Here is a 17754-nt window from a genome sequence, read left to right on the forward strand (position 1 = left end):
TCCGGTCAGGACCGCACGCGCGGGTCGAGGGCGGCGTGCAGGGTGTCGGCCAGGAAGCCGGAGGCGAGCACGACGACGGCGGTGAACAGGTTGATCGCCACCACCGAGTTGACGTCCTGTTCGTTGATCGACTGGATCAGCCATTCGCCCATGCCGTGCCAGCCGAAGATGGTCTCGGTGAAGATCGCGCCGGTGAAGATGCCCAGGAAGCTGTAGGCGAACATGGTCGACATCGGGATCACGGCGGTGCGCAGCCCGTGCTTGAGCAGGGCCCGGCGACGGGTGAGGCCCTTGGCCTCGGCGGTGCGCAGGTAGTCGGAGCCGAGCACGTCGAGCATGGTGCCGCGCTGGTAGCGGCTGTAGGTGGCCAGGCCGCCGAGGGCGAGCGAGACGGTGGGCAGCAGCAGGTGCAGCGCCCAGTCGGCGAGGTGGGCGCCGAGGCCGCCGGCCAGCCCGGGGGTCTCGTAGCCGGTGAACGGGATGACCTCGTGGCCGGCCGCGTCCTTGGCGGCGATCGCGCCGTTCTTGAGGAACAGCGCGACCAGGAAGACCGGGGTGGAGAGCAGCACGAAGGACAGCACGGTGAGCAGCCGGTCGGAGATCCGGTACTGGCGCACGGCGCTCCAGGCCCCGGCGGCGACGCCGAGGACGGCGCCGAGCAGACTGCCGAGCAGCAGCAGCCGCAGCGAGACCCAGACCCGGCGGCCGAAGTCGTCGTTGACCGGGGTGTCGTGGATGGTGCGGCCGAGGTCGCCGTGGAGCAGGCCGTCGGCCCAATGCCCGAAGCGCTCGACCACCGGGGTGTGGTCGTTCAGGTTGAGCGCGGTGAGCTGGCGCTCGACCGACTCGGCGGACGGGCGGGGGACTTTGGCGTCGAAGTAGGTGCGCGGCTGCAGGGCGCTCGCGGAGATCGCGTACGCCAGGAAGACGGCGGCGAGCAGCAGCGCGGCGTAGTAGCTCAGCCGCTTCGCCAGGTAGCGGAGCATCAACGGCCGCCCGGGGTGGGGGCGGGGCCGACGCGTCTGGTGGGCATCGGGTGGTGGCCTTCGGTCGGGCCCGGTCAGGGCGTCAGGTGGCGGGTTCGGCAGGGAAGTTGGAGAAAGCGCAGGTCAGAGTGAAGCACCCGGGGACGGCGGGGGTGTTGCGGCGGGATTGCCCCCCGTGACTTTTGGATCAGGTGTGCGCTCCTCCCCCTGGTGGCGGATCTGATCCGCTGTTACGTTCCTCTGGCTCGATGCCGGATTGAGTGCCCACGCTCAAGCCCGGTCATGCCTCGTGCGGCCCTACTCCTGCCACGAACCGACTCCTGCCACGAATCCCAGGGGGACCCTCATGGACGCTTCCACCCCGACCCGCCGCCTCGGCCGGGCGGCCGTTCTCGCCGTCGCCGTCGCGCTCGCCGTCACCGCGTGCACCTCGGGCGGGAGCGGCTCGGCCGACAACGTGGCCAAGAGCGAGCCGCCGAGACAGGACTCCCAGGACATCAACGCCAAGCCGCTGGACCAGGTCAAGGACGGCGGCGAGGTGCGCTTCGCGCTGGACCAGTGGATCACCCAGTGGAATCCGCTCCAGGTGGACGGCGGCACCTACACCGACACGGTGGACCTGATCCGAGCCGTGGAGCCGTCGCTGTTCGGCACCGACGCCTCCGGCACCTTCCAGCCGAACCCGGACTACCTGGTGGAGGCCAAGGTCACCTCGACCTCTCCGCAGGTGATCACGTACAAGCTGAACCCCAAGGCCAAGTGGTCGGACGGCAAGCCGCTCAGCTACCTGGACTTCAAGGCGGACTGGCAGACCAGCAACGGCAAGGACCCGGCGTACAACATCAACGACCCCTCCGGCTACGAGCTGATCTCCGCGGTCGAGCAGGGCGCCGACCCGACCGAGGTGAAGGTCACCTTCGCGCAGCCGTACGCGGACTGGCAGAACCTGTTCCGCCCGCTGATCCCGGCGGCGGGCATATCCACGCCGGACGACTTCAACAAGGGCTGGCTGGAGAAGATCCCGATCACCGCCGGCCCGTTCAAGGTCGGCGTGGCGGACAAGACCGCCCAGACCCTCAGCCTGGTGCCGGACCCCGCCTGGTGGGGGACCAAGGCCAAACTCGACAAGATCACCTTCCGGGTGATGGACAAGTCGGCGAGCATCCAGGCCTACCTCAACAACGAGATCGACCTCGCCTCGGCCGGCACCGCCACCGCGTACGGGCAGCTCAAGAACGCCAAGGACACCGTGATCCGGGCCGCCAGCCCGTGGGACGAGGTGCACATCTCCTTCGGCGGCAACGGCGCGCTGGCGGATCAGAAGGTCCGCCAGGCGCTCGGCAAGGCGCTCGACCGCTCGGCGCTGATCAAGATCGCCAACAACGGGGTGCCGGTGGAGTTCAAGCCGCTCGGCAACCACATCATCATGCCCAACCAGGCCGGCTACCAGGACAACTCGGGGGACTGGGCCAAGTTCGACCTCGCCGCCGCCAAGAAGCTGCTGGACGAGGCGGGTTGGCGGGAGTCCGGCAGCGGGCCGCGTACCAAGGACGGCCAGTCGCTGGAGCTCCACTGGGTGCTCAGCGACGGCACCCCGCAGGCGCAGCTCGACCTCGCCACCGCGGCGGCGGCGATGTGGCAGGCGGCCGGGGTCAAGGTCGACCTGGACAAGGTGCCCGCCAACGACTTCTTCGCCAAGTACGTGACCCCGGGCAAGTTCGACCTCGCGAGCTGGCGCAACACCGACTCCTTCCCGAACTCCAAGAGCCTGGCCAACTTCCGCCTGCCGGTGGGCGACAACTCCTTCCAGAACCCGTCGCGCCTGGGCAGCCAGGAGATCGACGACCTGCTGAAGAAGGCGGCCGGAACGGTCGACCCGGTGGAGGCCGCGAAGCTCTACAACCAGGCGGACGCGAAGATCTGGGAGCTCGGCCACACCGTCGAGCTCTACCAGCGGCCGGTCGTGGCGGCGGTGCGCAAGGGACTCGCCAACTACGGCGCCTTCGGCCTCGGCAGTGAGGACTACAGCAAGGTCGGCTGGGAGAAGTAGCCGGGGCCGCCGAGGCGGCGAGGGCGACCGCACGGCAGGCGCTGGCGAGCAGCGCGGTGATCACGAGGCCGGTGGTGCGGACACGGGTAGGTCGGCGCTGCCGCCCCCGCTGTCCTGCCACCGGCCTTGACCTTCCGCGTTGCCCGCAGGCCGCCCGTGTCGTGGGGCCCCGCAAGGCCCGCGCTCGCTTCCAACCGGGGACGAATCTAGCCGGGCGCCGGGGCCGGTCGCGGTACAGCGCGCGGGGCGCGCCCGGAAACCCGTCGCGCTGTCACCCGGTTCGCGCACCGAAGCGTCAACTACGGCTGACGGCAAGGAGAAAAGGGGCATATGAGGGCATCGCGCCCGGGTTCGAACGGGGTTGCCGTACGGCGCACGTACCGATGTACGACCCGGCGCGCATACCGGCGCGCATACCGGCGTGCGCACCGCGCCGGTGCGTGCGCCGGACCCGGGCCGCTGCCAGGATGCGCGGGGACGACGGGCCCTCCCGGTCCGCTCCCGTCCCTGTACCGATCCCCGGAGCAGCACCGATGGCCAGTGATCCCGCCGCCGCGGCACCCCGCCCGCACCACGTCGACCCGCCGCCGGTGCGCCGGATGGTCCCGCGCGACCGCGACGAGCCGCACCGGGTCGCCACCCCGTTGGAACTCTTCTTCGACCTCTGCTTCGTGGTCGCGGTCGGCCAGGCCGGGCGCGAGCTCGCCCACTGCCTGGCGGCCGGGCACTACGGCGAGGGCCTTCGCGGCTACGCGATCGCTTTCTTCGCCATCTGGTGGGCCTGGATGAACTTCACCTGGTTCGCCTCCGCGTACGACTGCGACGACGTGCCGTACCGGATCACCACGCTGGTGCAGATCGCCGGGGTGCTGATCCTGGCCGCCGGGGTGCCGCGGCTGTTCGCCACCCAGGACCTGACGCTGGCGATCGCCGGGTACGTGGTGATGCGGCTGGCGATGGTCACCCAGTGGCTGCGGGCGGCCGGCAGCGAGCAGGGCCTGGCGCGGCGGGTCGCGCAGCGGTACGCGCTGGGGATCGCGCTCTGCCAGGTCGGCTGGGTGGTGGTGCTGTTGCTGCCGGACGCCGTCCGACCGGTGGTCATCCCGCTCGGCGTGCTGTGCGAGCTGGCCGTGCCGGTGGTCGCCGAGCTGCGGATGCAGACGGCCTGGCACCCGCACCACATCGCCGAGCGGTACGGGCTGTTCACCCTGATCGTGCTCGGCGAGACGGTGGCCGCGGCGACGGTGGCGGTGCAGTCGGCGGTGGACGAGCACGAGGAGCTGAGCCGGCTGGTGCCGGTGGCGGTCGGCGGCCTGCTGATCTGCTTCGCCGCCTGGTGGATCTACTTCGCCCGGCCCGTCCACGAGCACCTGCGCTCCAACCGGCAGGCCTTCGCCTGGGGATACGGGCACTACCTGGTGTTCGGCTCGGCGGCGGCGATCGGCACCGGGCTGGAGGTGGCGGTGGAATCGGCCGTGCACAAGGCGGAGATCTCCGACACGGCCGCCACCGCGACGGTCACCGTGCCCACCGCGGTCTACCTGGTCACGGTCTGGTACCTGCACTCCCGGCACACCAAGCGCGGTCTGGTCGCGCAGACGGTGGCGCCGGCCGGGGCGGTGCTGGTGCTGGCCTGCACCGCGTTCGGCGACTCCGGGGTGCTGGCGGCGGGCCTGGTCTGCGTGCTGATGGTCGCGGTGGGCGTGCTGATCCACAGCCGGGAGAGCCGGGCCTCGGCGGGGCTCTAGAGGCGCCCCAACAGCACCGGTTCGTGTCGCGCCAACCAGGACAGGTAGGCCGGGTTGACCTTGGCCAGATCCAGGTAGGCGGCGCGCAGTTCGCCGTACAGCGCGTCCAGGGCGGGCGGGCTGAGCGCGCGCGGGCGCCAGGTGAACAGCAGCCGGACGGCCAGCGGGTCCCCGTGCACCGGGCGGACCACGGTGCCGGGCCCGGGCAGCGAGGTCGGCTGGCAGGGGCGGACCCCCTCGCCGGAGGCGACCAGCTCGGCGGCGGTGGCGTTGTCCCGCACCTGCACCACCCGCGGGTTGAGCCCGGCCTCGCTGAACACCCGGCGCATCGCCGCGTACTCGTGGTCGGCGGTCGGGTCCACCATCCAGGTGTCCTCGGCGAGGTCGGCCAGGTGGACGACCGGACGGGCGGCGGCCGGGTGGCCGGCGGCGAGGGCGACGAACTGCGGCTCCCGGGCCATTAGCACCCGGTGCTCGGCGTCCGGTGGAACCCGCAGCGGGAAGCCCTCGCTCTCGTGGACGAAGGCCACGTCCAGCTGGTCGGCGGCGACCATCCGCAGCAGCGCGCTGGCGGAGATGTCGACGTGGATGGTGGTGTCGGTCTCCGGCAGCCGCTCGTGCACCCGGCGCAGCCAGGCCGCGACCGCCCGGCTGCCGACGCTGCCGATGCGCAGTCGCCGCTGTCGGCCGGGCCCGGCGGCGTCCCGGGCCTCCTGCCGGGCGGTGGCCACCAGCGCGGCCATCTCGCTGATCACCGGCCGGGCCCGGGACAGCACCGAGTGGCCGAGCGCGGTGGGCCGGCTGCCGGTCTGCTCGCGGGTGAACAGGGTTCCGCCGATGGCCCGTTCGATGCGGTGCAGCTGGGTGGTGAGGGAGGGCTGGGTCATGCCGAGTTGGAGCGCGGCCTTGCGGAGGCTGCCGGTGTCGGCGATCGCGCACAGCACCCGGAGGTGTCTCACGTCGAGCTCCACGACGGGAGCATAGACGTCGTCGCGCCGCCTCGCCAAGGACATGACAGGAAATCAAGGGCAGGTCGACGGACCGCACGGCGGACCCCCGCCGGCATGCGGCCGGGCTATCGCCGGTTGACATCATCCGCGACCGGCCCGGGCGGGTCGAAGCTCGGGGCACCGCACCGCCCCGGTCCGGCCGGGGCGGCCCCCACCGTGCGCCGCCGCCGTCGGGCCCGGCCCCCACCGGTCCGGCGAGCCGGCGTACCGCGAACTCGGAGCCCCCGCATGAAGCGATCCGCGCTGTCCGCAACCCTCGGCCTGGCCCTCGCCGCCGGCCTCGCGACCCTGCCTGCCACTGCCGTCGCCGCGCCGGCGGGTCATGGCAACACCGCCTCGACGTACGCCGGTTCGGCCGAGGAAACCGCGAACAACCAGGCGTTCTTCCAGGCCGTGATGGCCTCCGCCGAGGCCAGGCGGGCCGCCGACCCGTGGCTGCAGACCGTCACCATCACCTACGACACCACCGATGCGCCCTCCTTCACCGGCGACATCGCCAACGCCGCGCAGATCTGGAACAGCTCGGTGCACAACGTCCAGCTCCAGGAGACCAGCGGCACCGGCGACTTCTCGTACACCGAGGGCGACGGCAGTGGCTCGTACGCCAGCACCGACGGGCACGGGCACGGCTACATCTTCATTGACCACCAGCAGGCCCAGGAGTACTACTCGCTCCGGATCGTCGCCCACGAGACCGGGCACGTGCTCGGCCTGCCCGACGACTACTCCGGCCCGTGCAGTGAGCTGATGTCGGGCCATGGCCCCGGCCCGTCCTGCACCAACGCGCACCCCGACGCCAACGAGAGCGCCCAGGTCGACGCGCTCTGGGCGAACGGCGTGGCGCCCGCGAACTGACCGTACTGCCAAGCGAATCATGGCGCGGCGGGCCGCCCGGCCGGAAACGGGCGGCCCGCCGCAGTGGGTACTTCCCCGCCTCGGAGCCTAGCCGTCGGAGGAACGGAATGCCAGGGGCATGGGTAAGTCAAGAAGAGGAAAAGTCGACTCAAATCCATGGGGCGGCCGGGGTATTGGGCCGGGCTATCGCGGGTTGACATCATCCGCCCGCCTGCCGGGCTGCCCGAAGCTCTGGGGACATCACCCGTTCACCAGGTGTCCCCCAGGGCCGGCCCCCAACCGGCCACGGCACCGCAGGAATCGGAGCCCCCACGTGAAGCGATCACTGCTGTCCGCCACCCTCGGCCTGGCCCTCGCGGCAGGCCTCGCCGTGCTGCCCGCGACCGCGGCCGCCGCCGCCCCGGCCGCCCCGGCGGTACAGGGCTACACCGCCTCGACGTACGCCGGTTCGACCGCCGAGGCCGCGGACAACCAGGCGTTCTTCCAGGCCGTGATGGCCTCCGCCAAGGCCAAGCAGGCGGCCAACCCGGGCCTGGCCACCGTCGTGGTCACCTACGACGCCAGCTCGGCCCCGTCCTTCCGCACCCAGATCGCCAACGCCGCGCAGATCTGGAACAGTTCAGTCAGCAACGTGCAGTTGCGGTCAGGATCGGCCGCCGACTTCCGTTACTACGAAGGCAACGACAGCCGGGGCTCCTACGCCAGCACCGACGGGCACGGGCGCGGCTACATCTTCCTGGACTACGCGCAGAACCGGCAGTACAACCCGGTCCGGGTGACGGCTCACGAGACCGGGCACGTGCTCGGCCTGCCGGACCACTACTCCGGCCCGTGCAGCGAGCTGATGTCGGGCGGCGGCCCTGGTCCGTCCTGCACCAACCCGTACCCGAACGGCACCGAGCGCAGCCGGGTCAACTCGCTCTGGGCGCGTGGCTGATCCGCTGAGCACCCCTCGGACCGGCCGCACGCCGCTGCGGTCGGTCCGGGGCCTTGTCGGCGCCGCGTGCGAGCATGCGGACGAGACCCGTTCGCCCCCGATCGCAAGGTGCCGCCGCCATGCCCCGTTCCGTCCCCGACCGCCTCGCCGACCTCCCGTACGCTGAGCTGCTGCGCCCGCACACCGGGCCGCTGCGCAGCGACGCTCGGTACGACACCACGCACTTCGACGGCGGTGAGCGCACCGACGAGTCGGGCGCCGGGGCGGCCTTCCTGGAGTGCGCCTTCACCGGGGTCTCGCTCAGCGGGGTCAAGCTGCGCCAGGCCCGGTTCAACGAGGTCTGGGTGCAGGCCGGTCGCTGGGTGGCCTGCGACCTGAGCGACACCGAGTGGCAGGACAGCGCCTTCGTCGGCGGCGTGCTGGCCGGGATCGCCGGGTACGGTGCGGCGCTGCGCCGGGTGGTGTTCCGCGGATGCAAGCTGGAGGCGGTCAACCTGCGGGCCGCCGTGCTGCGGGACGTGGTGTTCGAGGACTGTCTGCTGCGCGACGTGGACTTCGGCGAGTCCAAGCTGACCGGGGTGTCCTTCCCCGGCTCGACGCTGGAGGAGGTCCGGCTGCGCGGGGCCGCGCTGAGCAAGACCGACCTGCGCGGGGCCGCCCGACTCGGGCTGGCGGACGGCCACCAAGGACTGCGCGGGGCGGTCATCAGCTCGGCCCAACTGCTGGAGCTGGCACCGCAGTTCGCCCACGCACTGGGCATCGAGGTCAAGGATCGCTGACCGAGCCCAGTTCCTCCTCGACGGATCAGCCGGGCGTTCAGCCCGGCGTCGCTCGGTGACACCCGGACGAACAGTCCGACAAACCTGGCGCACGCATCTGGTGGGCCGCTCCGGCCGCGGTGGAGACTGCTCCGCGATCGATGGGCCGCGAGTTGTGCACACAACATCGCCAGTGAAGGGACGGACCGGGCTGATGGCCGAGTTGAGTCGTAGGAAGTTCGTGACGCTGTCCGGAGCGGCCGCGGCCGGGTTCACGGCGGTCGGCACCGGCGCCGCGGGGGCCGCCCCGAGCGCCGCCGCCGCGACCGCCTCCACCACCGCGCTCACCACGACAGGCACCATCGCCGACGTGCAGCACGTGGTGATCCTGATGCAGGAGAACCGGAGCTTCGACCACTACTTCGGCACCCTCAAGGGCGTCCGCGGCTTCGCCGACAAGGCCACCATCCAGCTCTCCGGCGGCTACAGCGTCTTCAACCAGCCGAACGGCCTGTTCGCCCGCCAGTACCCGTGGGCCTTCAACCCCTCGGGCAACAGCGGCTCCCCGGAGACCACGGCGCAGTGCAACGGTGACCTCTCGCACGCCTGGTCCGACCAGCACAAGGCCTGGAACGGCGGCAAGATGGACTCCTGGGTGTCCGCCAAGGGCACCGTCCGAACCCTCGGCTACCTGCAGCGCGCCGACATCCCGTTCCACTACGCGCTGGCCGACAACTGGACCATCTGCGACGCCTACCACTGCTCGGTGCTGAGCGCGACCGGCCCCAACCGCACCTACCACTGGAGCGGGATGATCGACCCCGCCGGCACCGCGGGCGGCCCCGCCTACGACGGCGGCTCCGAGTCCAACCTGCGCTGGCAGACCTACGCCGAGGCGCTGGAGAACGCCGGCGTCAGCTGGAAGGTCTACCAGAACGCCAGCGACAACTTCGGCGACAACGCCCTCGCCTACTTCAGCCAGTTCACCGGCGCCCCGGCAGGCAGCCCGCTCGCCGTCAAGGGCATGGGCTCGGTGCCCAAGGTCACCGGCCGGACCCCGGACGACATCGCCGCCGCGATCAGGGCCGACGTGCTGAACGGCACCCTGCCGCAGGTCTCCTGGATCGTCGCCGACCAGCAGTCCTCCGAGCACCCCTACGCCACCCCCGAGGACGGCGCGCACTTCGTCCACATGGTGATGGACGCCCTGAACGCGGACGCCAACGTGTTCAACTCCACCGTTCTGCTGATCAACTACGACGAGAACGACGGTTTCTTCGACCACGTCCCGCCGCCGGCGGCGCCCGCGGGCACCGCAGGGGAGTTCTACAACTCCACCAACATCGGCCTCGGCTTCCGCGTCCCGCTGATCGCCGTCTCTCCGTGGAGCCGCGGCGGCTGGGTCAACTCCGAGACCTTCGACCACACCTCGGTGCTGCGCTTCCTGGAGGTGTGGACCGCCGCCATCGGCAAGCCCGCCACCAGCCCCAACATCAGCGCCTGGCGCCGCCAGGTCTGCGGCGACCTCACCTCGATCTTCGACTTCGCCAACCCGGTGTACGGCATGCCCACGCTGCCCGACACCTCGCAGACCATCGGCCTGTCCACCTGCGGCCCGCTGCCCAACCCCTCGCCCGCCGACAACGCGCTGCCCGCGCAGGAGCCCGGCACCCGCCCGGCCCGCGCCCTGCCGTACCAGCCCAACGCCAACCTGGACCACTGGGACACCAACACCAGCGGCGTCATGCACGTCTGGCTGAAGATGTCCAACGACGGAGCCGCCCGCGCCGCGCATTTCGCCGCCTACGCCAACGCCTACCGCAGCGGCGGTCCCTGGCAGTACACCGTCGGTTCCGGCAGCCCGGTCACCGACTTCTTCAACTGCGGCACCAACGGCTTCGGCAACGGCAAGTACGACCTGACCGTGGTCGGTCCGAACCGGTTCCTGCGCCGCTTCACCGGCGACCTCACCCAGCCGGGCAAGAACGCCGCCGTCACCGCCTCGTACGCGGTCGAGCCGGGCACCGGCAAGCTGGCGGTCTACTTCAAGCTGGCCAACTCCGGCAGCGCGCCGATGACCTTCACCATCACGTCCAACAACTACCGGACGGACGGCCCCTGGACGTACCAGGTGCCGGCCGGCGGCAACGTCAGCGACTTCTTCAACGCGGTGGCGTACAACAACGGTTGGTACGACTTCACCGTCACGGTGGACGCCGACACCAGCTGGTCGCAGCGGTTCACCGGCCACCTGGAGACGGGCACGCCCAGCGTCAGCGGCTGATCTGACAGCTCAGACGTACGGTCCCCGGGGGAACCACGGGTCGTGGACCTCCCGGGGTCCGTACGGCGTCAGCAGGGTGAAGGTGCGCACCCCCGCCGCGTACTCGGTCAGCTGCACCGCGCCGTAGCGGGTCTCCAGCTCGGCCTGCACCGGCACCGGCAGCTTGCTCAGCGCCCGGCGCAGCTGCAGCGCGTCCCTCCGGCTGATCGGGTGCGGGGTGCGCAGCACCAGCCGCAGCGGGCTGAGGCGCCGACCACCGAGGGCGCCCGGCCGACCGTCACCCACGGGTGCGCGCGCAGCACCGCCCGCGCCCACTGCGGCAGCTCGCCGCCCGCCAGCGGGCGCAGCGAGCCGGGGCACTGCATCAGCAGCAGGTCGTGGGTGTCGGGCAGCCGCCCGTCCAGCGCGGCCAGCGGACCGACCCGTCGGCGCGGTCCGTTGTGCAGTTCCTCGGTCGAGTTCCTCACACCGCCACCCTCCGCCCGCTGAACGTCCCCGGCTACGGCCGTTCGGCGCGTTCCGCCGGGACCGAAGGCTCAAGGTGCGTCCGCGCGGACCCGGTGTGAGAGTGGGGGCAGCCCGGTATTCCGATATTCCCTCCGGAGGAGGAGCCATGGGCATTTTCGACATGTTCCGACACAAGGCGCACGAGGCCACCGGGCAGGCTGCCGCCCAGCGGGCCGCGCTCGCGCACGACGAGGCCGCCGACGCGTTCAGCAACGACGTCGAGCGCACCCGGGAGACGCAGGAGAAGCTCGCCCAGGAGGAGGCCGACCGGCGCGCTGCCGCCGACATGACCGCCGAGGGCGACCCCTGGGGATGAGCCCCGGGTGACGCCTGGGGATGAGCCCCGGGTGACGCCGCCCCTCACGCCGTCCGCGGCGGCAGCGGCGGCCGCCGCAGGTCCGGCCGGGGCGTGGACTCCGGTGGGGGCGCCGCGGCCGGGGCGTCCTCCAGCAGCTCCAGGGCCAGCTGGACGGCCGTCATCAGCTCCGGGTGGCGCCCGCGCGCCCAGTCCTGCGGGGTGCGCAGCACGTGCACGTCCGGCTCGACGCCCCGGTTCTCCACCGACCAGCCGAGCCCGCCGTTGAACCAGGAGGCGTTCTTCGGCACCGAGATCTGGGTGCCGTCGCCCAGGGTGTGCCGTCCGGTCATCCCGACCACCCCGCCCCAGGTGCGGTTGCCGATCACCGGGCCGAGGCCGAGCAGCTTGATCGCCGCGATGATCACGTCTCCGTCCGAGCTGGTCGCCTCGTCGGCGAGTGCCACCAGCGGGCCGCGCAGGGCGTGGCGGGGCCAGCGGACCGGTTGGCGGTCCCGGGTGAAGTCCCAGGCGAGGACCTGCCGGGTGAGCTTCTCCAGCACCAGTTCGGAGACGTTGCCGCCGGCGTTGCCGCGGACGTCCAGCACCAGCGCGGGCTTGTCCAGCTCCCGCCGCAGGTCCCGGTTGAACTGCGCCCAGCCGGAGCCGCCCAGGTCCGGGATGTGCAGGTAGCCGCACCGTCCGTCACTGAACTCCCGCACCAGGGAGCGGCGTTTGACCACCCAGTTCTGGTAGCGGATGGCCCGTTCGTCGGTCAGCGGGGTGACTGCGATCCGCCGCACCGGGCCGTCCGGGCCGCTGCGCAGGGTGAGTTCCACGGTGGTGCCGCCGGTGCCGGCCAGCTGCGGCAGCGGGCCGCGCAGCGGGTCCACCGGGCGGCCGCCGACCTCCAGCAGCTCGTCGCCGTCCCGGACGCCCTGGGCGGCCAGCGGGGCGCGGGCGCGCGGGTCGGAGGACTCGCCGGGCAGCACCCGGTCGACCAGCCAGCGGCCGTCGGGGGAGCGGTGGGCGTTGGCGCCGAGCAGGCCGAGCGGCTGCTGGGCGAGCGAGGGGCCTTCGGCGCGCCGGGAGGGGGTGACGTAGGCGTGGGAGGTGCCGAGTTCGCCGAGGAGTTCGCGCAGCAGGTCGGCGAAGTCGTCGGGTGAGCAGACCCGTTCCAGCAGCGGTTCGTACTGGGCGACCAGCGCGGGCCAGTCCAGGCCGGACATCCGTTCGTCCCAGAACTGGTCCCGGACGATCCGGGCCGCCTCGTGGTACGCCTGGCGCCACTCGGCGGCCGGGTGCACGGTGTGGGTGATCCGGCGCAGGTCGACGGTGGTCCCGGCGGAGGGGGCGCCGACCGGGATCACCCGCAGCGTCCCGGCCGAGTAGACCGCGATCGACCCGCCGTCGCCGGAGACCGCGTAGCCGTCCAGCTTGTCGACCAGCGTGCTGCGGCTGCCCCGGGCCAGGTCGTAGTGCTCCAGCGAGGGGCGGCCGGAGGTGTCCTCGGGGCTGGCGAAGGTCTGCCCGAGGGTGCCGGAGATCGGCCAGCGCAGCCAGACCAGGCCGCCGCGCACCGCGTCGGTGGCCGAGTACTTGGAGGCGATCACCGGGAACTGCAGCAGCCGCTCGCCGATGTCCTGGGGGTCCACCCGGACGGTGCCGTCCCCGCCGCCGTCCCCGCGCGGGGCGCCGTCCTCGGCGGGCGCGGCGAACGGGGAGGGCGTGTCGGCGGCGAGCGGGACGAGGTACGGGCGGCAGCCGACCGGGAAGGAGAGGTCGCCGGTGTGCACGTCGTGGACGGGGTCGAAGCCGCGCCAGGAGAGGAAGGCCAGGTAGCGGCCGTCCCGGGTGAACACCGGATGCTCGTCCTCGAACCGCCCGTCGGTGACGTCGACGACCGGCGCGGGCGCGTCGGTGCGGGTGAGCCGGATCCGGCGCAGCGAGCGCCCGGCAGCCGGCTGGGACCAGGCGATCCAGTGCGAGTCGGGGGAGAACCGGGCGCTGGAGACCGGCCCGTAGTCGGAGGCGGCCAGCTCGCGCACTTCGCCGTCGGCGGCCGAGACCAGCAGCAGCCGCCCGTCCGAGGCGGCGGCGGCGAGGTGGGCGCCGTCGGGGGAGGCGGTGAGCTCCAGGACCCGGCCGAGTCGGCCCGCCGCCAGCACCCGGTGTCGGTGCCTCTCCCCGCTGGTGAATCCGGAGGGGCCCTCATGGCCGGGCAGCGGCATCACCTCGATCGCGTCGGCGCCCTGCGCGTCGGTGATCCAGGCCGCCTCGCCGGTGTGCCCGAGCACCACCGGCAGCCGGGTCCGCACCCCCGGGGTGTCGGCGAGCGCGCGGGCCGGGCCGTCCTTGTGGGTGAGCCAGTACTGGCTGCCGCGCACGGTGATCACCCCGGCCCGCCCGGTCTGGTCGCAGGCGAGGTCCTTGACCTGGGAGGCGGCGCTGACCTGGTACGGGCGGCGGCCGGCCCGGGCGCCGCCGAGCGGGACGTGCAGCCGGCGCGGGGCGGGGGAGTCCAGGCCGTCGAGCAGCCAGAGGTCGCCGGCGTGCTGGTAGACGATCCGGGTGCCGTCGGTGGCGGCCTCGCGGGCGTAGTAGGAGGCGTGGTCGGTGTGCCGGCGCAGGTCGCTGCCGTCGGGGCGGCAGGAGTAGAGGTTGCCGATGCCCTCGTGGTCGGAGAGGAAGGCGATCCGGTCGTCGGGGGGCTCGCCGACCGTCATCGGGGAGGCGAGGTGGCCGGTGTGCCCGGGCAGGATCAGCTCGCCGTCCACCCAGAGCCGGCCGGTCGCGCCGCCCCGGTAGCGCTTCCAGGAGGCGGGTTCGTGCGGGGCGGAGCCGGTGAGCAGCACGGTCCGTCGGCGGCCCATCTGGGCGTCGCCGACCGGGCCCCAGGGCATCCGGTGGCCGGGGGAGCCGTCCGGCGGGAGGGCGTGCGCCCAGGTGTAGTGGCTGAAGGGCTCGTGGAAGGAGGTGACGGCCAGCACCTCGCCGTCCGGCAGCCAGCCGCGCACCCGGGTGTCCTGGCTGCCCCAGAAGCTGAGCCGCCGGGTCTCGCCGCCCTCGACCGGGGCGGTCCACACCTCGGGGGTCAGGCTGAGCCAGCTGGTCCAGGCGAGGGTGGTGCCGTCGGGGGAGAAGCGGGGGTTGCTGACCCGGGTGCGGTCGCAGCCGACCCGCCAGGCCCGTCCGGGTTCGCCGCCGTCGGCGTCCAGCGGGGCGATCCAGACGTCGTCCTCGGCGGTGAAGGTGAGCAGGTCGCCGTACAGGTGGGGGTGGCGGAGGTAGCCGGGCGGGGTCACCCCTCCATCCTTCGACCGGGTGTCACCCCCGGCAACCGGGGCGGTCCCGCCGGGGGCGTCCCGAATCGCGCCGGAGCATCGACACCGCGACGCGGCGGCTAGCGCAGCAGCAGCCGGTTCGCCCGCAGCTCGTCGGCCAGCCCGGCCGGGGCGGTCGCGACGTGGCCCGCCGAGTACGGGGGCTGCGGGTCGTACTCGATGAGCAGCTGGATCGCCTCCGCGGTCCGGTCCCCGGCGATCAGTCCGGTCAGCGTGAGCGCGAGGTCGATCCCGGCCGAGACGCCGGCCGCGGTGGCGTACTTGCCGTCGACCACGATCCGGTCGGTCCCGGTCGGCTCGGCCCCGAACCGCGGCAGCTGGTCCAGGCAGACCCAGTGCGAGGTGGCCCGGCGGCCCTGGAGCAGTCCGGCGGCGCCCAGCAGCAGTGAGCCGGAGCAGACCGAGGTGGTCCAGGTGGTGGTGGCGTCGATCGCGCGCACCCACTCCACCACGGCCGGGTCGGTCAGCTGGGCCTCCGTTCCGGGCCCGCCGGGCACCAGCAGCACGTCGGCGGAGTCCACCTCGTCCAGGGCGGCGTCCGCGGTGAGCGCCAGGCTCCTCATGTCGGTGCGGACCGGGCCGGGCCGGGCGGCGGTGAACACCACCTCGGCGCCGGGGATGCGGGACAGCACCTCGTACGGGCCGACGGCGTCCAGGGCGGTGAAGTCGTCGTAGAGCAGGAAGGCGATGCGCATCAGTGTCCTCCAGCGGGACTGGGTCGGAAGCGGCGTCGGTATTCCGTGGGCGGGGCGGCCAGGGTCCGGACGAAGGCGCGCCGCATCGCCTCCGGGGTGCCGTAACCGCAGGAGCGGGCGATCTCCTCGATGCCGTCGTCGGTGTCCTCCAGCAGCCGCCGGGCAGCCTCCAGCCGGACGCCCTCCACGTACCGGCCCGGGGTCACCCCCACCTCGGCGGCGAACGCCCGGGCGAAGTGCCGTGGCGACAGCGCCGAACGGCCGGCCAGCGCCTCGACCGAGAGGTCGGCCTCCGGGTGTTCGACGATCCACCGCTGCACCTCGCGCAGCGGCTGCCGGGCCGCCACCTGGGCGGCCAGCTGGGTGCTGAACTGGGCCTGGTTGCCCGGCCGGCGCAGGAAGACCACCAGGTGACGGGCGATCAGCAGCGCGGCGTCCCGGCCGAGGTCCTCCTCGACCAGGGCCAGTGCCAGGTCGATCCCGGCGGTGACCCCGGCCGAGGTGGCGATGTGCCCGTCCCGGACGTGGATCGGGTCCGGATCCACCTCGACGTCCGGGAACCGCCGGGCCAGTGCCTCGCAGTACGCCCAGTGCGTGGTCGCCCGGCGGCCGGCCAGCAGTCCGGCCTCGGCGAGCAGGAAGGCGCCGGTGCACACCGACACCACCCGCTCGGCCTGACCGGCCAGCTCCCGGATCCGCGCCACCAGCGCGCCGTCCGGCCCCTCCGGACCCACCCCGCCCGGAACCACCCCGCCCGGAACCACGAGGGTGTGCACCGGTCCGACGGCGGCCAGGTCGGCGTCCGGCAGCAGCCGCAGCCCGCTGCAGCTGCGCACCGGTCCGCCGCCGAGGGAGGCGGTGGTCACCCGGTACGCGCCCGGCTGCCCGGCGGCCGCGCCCGCCCCCGCGAACACCTCCACGGGGCCGGTGACGTCCAGGCTCTGCACGCCGTCGTAGAGGACGACGAGCACGCTGCGCGCTCTCATGGGGCCAGCCTGTCAGTGGGCCGAGAGGGCAGCAATGACCTGCTTCCCACCTTTCCTGCCACCGTGCGCCGCCCCGGAGGCGAGCGGGCGAGTAACCGGAAACGCCGGAAGGCCCTCCGCTCTCGCGAAGGGCCTTCCGGCTGTCTGTGCGCCGCCAGGGACTCGAACCCCGGACCCGCTGATTAAGAGTCAGCTGCTCTAACCAACTGAGCTAGCGGCGCTTGCTGACGTGGAGAACATTACCTGGTCAGCGGCCGAAACACACAATCGGCCCGGACGGCCCCCGCCCGCTCAGGCGGTCAGCACCACCTTGCCCCGGACGTGCCCGGTGGCGACCAGCCGGTGGGCCTCCGCGGCCTTCTCCAGCGGCAGCGCCTCGGCGACCTCCAGCCGCAGCCCGCCCGCCTCCCACAGCCGCACCAGCTCGGCCAGCCGCTCGGCCGTCCGCGGTGCCCGCAGCCCCCGCACGCCCAGCCGCTCGGCCTCCGGGTAGTCGACCACGGTGCCGATCCGGTCCTTGTCGGCGACCAGCTCGACCGAGACCGCCAGGGCGCCCCGCCCGGCCGCGTCGAAGGCCGCGGTCACCCCCTGCGGCGCCGCCGCCCGGACCCGCTCGGCCAGCCCCTCGCCGTACGCGACCGGGATCGCGCCCAGCTCGCGCAGGTACTCGTGGTTGCGCTCGCTCGCGGTGCCGATGACGGTGGCGCCCCAGGCCCGGGCGAGCTGGACGGCGACGGTGCCGACCCCGCCGGAGGCGCCGTGCACCAGCAGGGTGTCGCCGGGGCCGACCCGGAGCTGGGCCAGCGCCATGTGCGCGGTCTGGCCGGAGGCGGAGAGCGAGCCGGCCTGCTCCCAGGGCATCGCGGCGGGCTTGGCCACCAGCTGGGCGGCGTCCACCGTGACCAGCTCGGCCTGGCAGTCCAGCACCCGGAAGCCCAGCACCTCGTCGCCGACCCGCCGCCCCTCGGTGCCCGGGCCCAGCCGGTCCACCACTCCGGCGAACTCGTTGCCGAGCGTGAACGGCGGCTCGACCGCCAGCCCCGGCGGCCGCCACCCCTCCCGGATCGCGAGGTCCACCGGCTGTACCCCGGCGGCGTAGACCCGCACCCGGACCTCGCCCGGTCCGGGCTCCGGGTCGGGCACCCGGGTGACCCGCAGGACCTCGGGACCGCCGGACCGCACCACGGTGACCGCCTTCATGGGGACACTCCTCTCGCCGGCTCGCTGTTCGAACGTCCCCGATCTTCGAACGTGAAGTCCGCTTGAGGTCAAGCCACCGTTCGGCGTTTCTTCACGTAT

At 72.9% G+C, this 17754-nt stretch carries 15 protein-coding genes and 1 tRNA gene; 7 read left to right on the top strand and 9 right to left on the bottom strand.

The window, feature by feature from the left end:
* Positions 1-5 precede the first annotated feature (5 nt).
* Positions 6-986: an ABC transporter permease gene (locus ACZ3UD_RS17995; RefSeq protein WP_465587934.1), complete on the bottom strand. Its 981-nt coding sequence runs from the start codon at positions 984-986 to the stop codon at positions 6-8.
* A 346-nt stretch (positions 987-1332) separates the two neighbouring features.
* Between ACZ3UD_RS17995 and ACZ3UD_RS18000 the strand changes: the two genes are divergently transcribed.
* Both ACZ3UD_RS18000 and ACZ3UD_RS18005 read left to right on the top strand, forming a co-directional pair.
* Positions 1333-3036: an ABC transporter family substrate-binding protein gene (locus tag ACZ3UD_RS18000; protein WP_465587937.1), complete on the top strand. Its 1704-nt coding sequence runs from the start codon at positions 1333-1335 to the stop codon at positions 3034-3036.
* Between the two features lie 533 nt (positions 3037-3569).
* A complete protein-coding gene (locus tag ACZ3UD_RS18005; protein ID WP_465587940.1) occupies positions 3570-4784 on the top strand; it encodes a low temperature requirement protein A in 1215 nt (404 codons plus the stop codon).
* Here ACZ3UD_RS18005 and ACZ3UD_RS18010 read toward each other — a convergent pair.
* Positions 4781-5797, bottom strand: coding sequence for a LysR family transcriptional regulator (locus ACZ3UD_RS18010; protein WP_465587943.1), 1017 nt, complete (start codon positions 5795-5797; stop codon positions 4781-4783). The genes ACZ3UD_RS18005 and ACZ3UD_RS18010 overlap by 4 nt on opposite strands.
* Before the next feature lie 225 nt (positions 5798-6022).
* Between ACZ3UD_RS18010 and ACZ3UD_RS18015 the strand changes: the two genes are divergently transcribed.
* From ACZ3UD_RS18015 to ACZ3UD_RS18030, 4 genes are all read left to right on the top strand, one after another.
* Positions 6023-6649 (top strand): snapalysin family zinc-dependent metalloprotease, encoded by a 627-nt coding sequence (locus ACZ3UD_RS18015; RefSeq protein WP_465587945.1) that lies wholly within the window; start codon positions 6023-6025, stop codon positions 6647-6649.
* 313 nt (positions 6650-6962) lie between these two features.
* The gene (gene snpA / locus ACZ3UD_RS18020) at positions 6963-7586 is read left to right on the top strand and encodes a snapalysin (protein ID WP_465587947.1); all 624 of its coding nucleotides are present in this window, start codon (positions 6963-6965) and stop codon (positions 7584-7586) included.
* A gap of 119 nt (positions 7587-7705) precedes the next feature.
* Entirely contained in the window at positions 7706-8365 is a 660-nt protein-coding gene (locus tag ACZ3UD_RS18025; RefSeq protein WP_465587950.1) for a pentapeptide repeat-containing protein, read from the top strand.
* Between the two features lie 193 nt (positions 8366-8558).
* Positions 8559-10628: a phosphocholine-specific phospholipase C gene (locus tag ACZ3UD_RS18030; RefSeq protein WP_465588093.1), complete on the top strand. Its 2070-nt coding sequence runs from the start codon at positions 8559-8561 to the stop codon at positions 10626-10628.
* 9 nt (positions 10629-10637) lie between these two features.
* Here ACZ3UD_RS18030 and ACZ3UD_RS18035 read toward each other — a convergent pair whose 3' ends face one another.
* Complete coding sequence (locus ACZ3UD_RS18035) at positions 10638-10856, bottom strand: phosphoribosyl-dephospho-CoA transferase MdcG domain-containing protein (protein WP_465587952.1); 219 nt, start codon at positions 10854-10856, stop codon at positions 10638-10640.
* Positions 10796-11095 carry a hypothetical protein gene (locus ACZ3UD_RS18040; RefSeq protein ID WP_465587955.1) on the bottom strand — a complete coding sequence of 100 codons (300 nt, stop codon included), beginning with the start codon at positions 11093-11095 and terminating at the stop codon, positions 10796-10798. The genes ACZ3UD_RS18035 and ACZ3UD_RS18040 overlap by 61 nt, the downstream gene beginning before the upstream one ends.
* A gap of 146 nt (positions 11096-11241) precedes the next feature.
* Between ACZ3UD_RS18040 and ACZ3UD_RS18045 the strand changes: the two genes are divergently transcribed.
* Positions 11242-11451 carry a hypothetical protein gene (locus tag ACZ3UD_RS18045; protein WP_465587958.1) on the top strand — a complete coding sequence of 70 codons (210 nt, stop codon included), beginning with the start codon at positions 11242-11244 and terminating at the stop codon, positions 11449-11451.
* Positions 11452-11495: 44 nt separating this feature from the next.
* Here ACZ3UD_RS18045 and ACZ3UD_RS18050 read toward each other — a convergent pair whose 3' ends face one another.
* The 5 genes from ACZ3UD_RS18050 to ACZ3UD_RS18070 form a co-directional block, all read right to left on the bottom strand.
* Positions 11496-14735, bottom strand: coding sequence for a S41 family peptidase (locus tag ACZ3UD_RS18050; RefSeq protein WP_465587961.1), 3240 nt, complete (start codon positions 14733-14735; stop codon positions 11496-11498).
* Positions 14736-14833: 98 nt separating this feature from the next.
* Positions 14834-15469: a DJ-1/PfpI family protein gene (locus ACZ3UD_RS18055; protein ID WP_465587964.1), complete on the bottom strand. Its 636-nt coding sequence runs from the start codon at positions 15467-15469 to the stop codon at positions 14834-14836.
* The gene (locus tag ACZ3UD_RS18060) at positions 15469-16455 is read right to left on the bottom strand and encodes a GlxA family transcriptional regulator (protein WP_465587967.1); all 987 of its coding nucleotides are present in this window, start codon (positions 16453-16455) and stop codon (positions 15469-15471) included. The genes ACZ3UD_RS18055 and ACZ3UD_RS18060 overlap by 1 nt, the downstream gene beginning before the upstream one ends.
* Positions 16456-16602: 147 nt before the next feature.
* Positions 16603-16676: transfer RNA gene (locus ACZ3UD_RS18065), tRNA-Lys, on the bottom strand.
* Between the two features lie 70 nt (positions 16677-16746).
* Positions 16747-17655 carry an NADP-dependent oxidoreductase gene (locus tag ACZ3UD_RS18070; RefSeq protein ID WP_465587969.1) on the bottom strand — a complete coding sequence of 303 codons (909 nt, stop codon included), beginning with the start codon at positions 17653-17655 and terminating at the stop codon, positions 16747-16749.
* Positions 17656-17754: the final 99 nt, after the last annotated feature.

It is taken from the genome of Kitasatospora sp. NPDC023118, from assembly GCF_055560875.1.